Genomic DNA, 2,526 nt, shown 5'->3' with positions numbered 1-2,526 from the left:
TGGCCCTCGTGTCGGCGGTGCGCGGATCGCCGTGGCTTCGTCCGGAGATCCTGCGCGCCACGCCTGCTATCCCTTTTTCGCCGCCTTGCGGAACGGCTTCTTGCCGCCACCGCCCTTGGCCTCTTTTTCGGCGATCAGCGCCAGCGCGTCCTCGACCGTCACCGACTGTGGATCCTTGCCCTTGGGCAGCGTCGCATTGACCTTGCCGTAGTTGACATAGGGCCCGTATTTGCCGTCGCGCACGACGATCTTGCCGCCGCCGTCGGGGTGGTCGCCGAGGTCCTTGATCGCCGCGGGCGTGGCGCCATTGCGGCCGCCCTTGCCCTTCAGCTGCTTCTCCGCGATCACCGACACGGCACGGTTGAGGCCGATCGAGAACACGTCCTCGATGCTGTCGAGATTGGCATAGGTGCCGTCGTGCAGAACGAATGGGCCGTAGCGTCCGAGGCCAGCCGAAATCATCTTGCCGGATTCCGGGTGCTTGCCGACGTCGCGCGGCAGCGCCAGCAGCGCCAGCGCCTTCTCATGGTCGATCTGCTCGGCCGTCCAGCCCTTGGGCAGGCTGGAGCGCTTGGCCTCCTTGCCTTCTCCGCGCTGGATATAGGGGCCGAAGCGGCCGCTGCGCAGCGTGATTTCCTCGGCTGTGTAGGGGTCCTTGCCGAGCAGCCTTGTACCATCCTCGCCATTGCCGTTCTCGCCATTGGGATTGGCGGCGTCGCCGAGCTGGCGAGTGAAGGAGCATTCGGGATAGTTCGAGCAGCCGACAAAGGCGCCGAACTTGCCAAGCTTCAGCGACAGGTTGCCGGTGCCGCATTTCGGGCAGATGCGCGGATTTGAGCCGTCCTCCCGCGCAGGAAACACCAGCGGCGCCAGTTCGTCGTTGAGCGCATCGAGCACGTCGGTGACGCGGAGTTCCTTGATGTCGTCGACTGCGCCGGAAAAATCCTTCCAGAAATCGCGCAGCACGTCCTTCCAGGCGAGCTTGCCGTCGGAAATCTCGTCGAGCTTTTCCTCAAGCGAAGCGGTGAAATCATATTCGACATAGCGCTCGAAGAAGCTTTCGAGGAAGGCCGACAGCAGACGGCCCTTGGCCTGCGGCACCAGCTTGCGGCGGTCGATGGTGACGTAGTCGCGATCTTCCAGCGTCTTCAGGATCGCCGTATAGGTCGACGGGCGGCCAATGCCGAGCTCTTCCAGCTTCTTGATCAGCGATGCTTCGGAATAGCGCGGCGGCGGCTCGGTGGTGTGCTGGGTGGCGTTGATCGCCTGGCGGGCGAGCTGCTCGCCGGCGCGGATCTCGGGCAGGCGGCGGCTTTCCTCGTCCTCCGCATCCTCGTCCTTCTGGTCGGTATAGGCGGCGATGAAGCCGTCGAAGCGAATGACCGAACCGACGGCGCGAAGCTCGGCGGTGCGGGCGCCGTTGACCGCCTCGATCTCGACCGTGGTGCGCTCGATCTCGGCCGGCTGCATCTGGCTGGCGATGGCGCGCTTCCAGATCAGTTCGTACAGCCGGGCCTGGTCGGCATCGAGATATTGCCGCACAGATGCCGGCGTGCGCTTGAAATCGGTTGGGCGGATCGCTTCGTGCGCTTCTTGGGCATTCTTGGCCTTGGTCGTGTAGAAGCGCGGCTTTTCCGGCAGGTATTTCTGACCGAATTCGCTGACGATGGCATCGCGGGCGGCGTCGATCGCCTCCGGCGCCATCTGCACGCCGTCGGTTCGCATATAGGTGATCAGGCCGGCGGTCTCGCCGCCGATGTCCATGCCCTCATAGAGCCGCTGCGCGACCTGCATGGTGCGGGTGGCCGAAAAGCCGAGGCCCGATGATGCGGCCTGCTGCAGCGTCGAGGTAGTGAAGGGCGGGCCCGGATTGCGCTTGGTGGGCTTGGCTTCGACCGACAGCGCCTTGAAGCTTGCCCCTTCCAGCATCGCCTTGATGTCGTCGGCCTGCGCCTTGTTGGCGATGTCGAGTTTTTGCAGCTTCTTGCCGGCAAAGGCGGTCAGCCGCGCCTCGAAACTGTCGTTGCGCGGCGTGTTGAGGATGGCCGCGATCTGCCAGTATTCCTCGCGGATGAAGCGCTCGATCTCCAATTCGCGGTCGCAGACCAGGCGCAGCGCCACCGACTGCACACGGCCGGCCGAGCGGGCGCCGGGTAGCTTGCGCCACAGCACCGGCGACAACGTGAAGCCGACCAGATAGTCGAGCGCACGGCGCGCGAGATAGGCATCGACCAACGGCGCGTCGATCTGGCGCGGATTGGCCATCGCATCCAGCACCGAGGCCTTGGTGATGGCATTGAAGACGACGCGGCTCACCGGCTTGTCCTTCAGCGCGCGCTTCTGCTTCAGCACTTCCAGCACATGCCAGGAAATCGCCTCGCCCTCGCGGTCCGGGTCGGTGGCGAGGATCAGGCCGTCGGCGTCCTTGACCGCCTTGGCGATGTCGGCGAGCCGCTTGCCGGAAGCGGTGTCGACCGACCAGGACATGGCGAAATCCTCGTCCGGGCGCACCGAGCCATCCTTGGC

1 protein-coding gene is annotated in these 2,526 nt (G+C 65.1%); it reads right to left on the bottom strand.

Annotated elements, in window-relative coordinates:
• Positions 1-66: 66 nt before the first annotated feature.
• Positions 67-2,526 (bottom strand): type I DNA topoisomerase (topA, locus tag EOA33_RS31850; RefSeq protein WP_127407431.1); only part of this gene is annotated, 2,460 nt, incomplete at its 5' end.

This window comes from Mesorhizobium sp. M4A.F.Ca.ET.050.02.1.1, assembly GCF_003997725.1.
In the GTDB taxonomy this organism is placed as follows: Bacteria; Pseudomonadota; Alphaproteobacteria; order Rhizobiales; family Rhizobiaceae; genus Mesorhizobium.
This window is presented reverse-complemented; position numbering and strand designations above follow the sequence as displayed.